General features: G+C 65.6%; 1 protein-coding gene. It reads left to right on the top strand.

Annotation, left to right across the window (positions count from 1 at the left end):
- Positions 1–141: 141 nt before the first annotated feature.
- The coding region (locus tag ACFTWF_RS23680; RefSeq protein ID WP_378463603.1) for an SRPBCC family protein at positions 142–1,197 on the top strand (1,056 nt) is incomplete at its 3' end.

Genomic DNA, 1,197 nt, shown 5'->3' with positions numbered 1-1,197 from the left:
GGCACGTCCCGGCCCCGCCGGTCCCGGTCGTCCACCGATGACAATGGCGACGATGACGACGAGCTCGCCCGGGTCCGCAGGACGCGTGCGAAGGCCAGCACGGATTCCACCCCCGTACGACGGACCCGGAAGTGATCAGCGATGACTGCGAATCTCGACAGTGCGGCGAAGACGCTGCGTAAGAACGTGTCCGGGGCGTCCGGTAAGGCCGCGTCGGTGTCCCCGCTGAAGAGTGCGGCGCAGGGCCTGCTCGGCACCGTGACCGACAAGGCGGTCTCCGCCGTCTCCGACAAGGTGCAGGGCGCCACGGGTCGGCTCAACGATTACGCCGAGGGCGGCGGCGGCACCCTGCTGTCCGCGATCACCGGCAACGGCCACGGCAACGGCAACGGGGACGGGGACGGGAACGAAAACGGCGACGGTGACGGCAAGTCGCCCCTGTCCGGGCTGACCGACACCGTGAAGGAGAAGGCATCCGACCTCAAGGACAAGATCACCGGCGGCGGCGGTGGTGGCAAGGGCAAGAAACTCAAGCTCACCAACATCGTCGAGACGATCGATGTCGGGGTCCCGGTCCAACTGGCCTACAACCAATGGACCCAGTTCGCCGACTTCCCGTCGTTCATGAAGAAGGTCGAGCGGGTGGAGCAGGAGGCCGATGAGAAGCTCGAGTGGAAGGCTCAGGTCTTCCTCTCGCACCGCACCTGGGAAGCGACGATTCTCGAACAGGTTCCCGACGAGCGGATCGTGTGGCGGGCGAAGGGCGCCAAGGGTTACCCCGACGGTGCGGTGACGTTCCACGAGGTGACCCCCGATCTCACCCGCATCGTTCTGATCCTCGAATATCACCCGAAGGGATTGTTCGAGAGGACGGGAAACCTGTGGCGGGCACAGGGACGACGAGTACGGCTGGAACTGAAGCACTTCGGACGCCACGTGATGACGCAGTCGATCCTCCATCCCGACGAGATCGAGGGCTGGCGCGGAGAAATCCGGGACGGCAAGGTAGTCGAACCCGACGAGTCCGAGGACTACGACGAGGAACCGACCGAGGACGAAACGCAGCCCGACGAGAGCGAGCAGGACGAAGCGTCCGACACGGCGGAGTACGAGGACGAGCCCGAGGACGAAGCCGACGAGGACGAGGGCGAGGGCGAAGACACCGCCGAGTACGAGGACGAACAACCCGAGGACGAA

Source organism: Rhodococcus sp. NPDC056960 (assembly GCF_042674125.1).
Taxonomy (GTDB): Bacteria; Actinomycetota; Actinomycetes; order Mycobacteriales; family Mycobacteriaceae; genus Rhodococcus_F.
The sequence above is the reverse complement of the archived record's forward strand: the minus strand, read 5'-3'. Positions and strand labels throughout refer to the sequence as shown.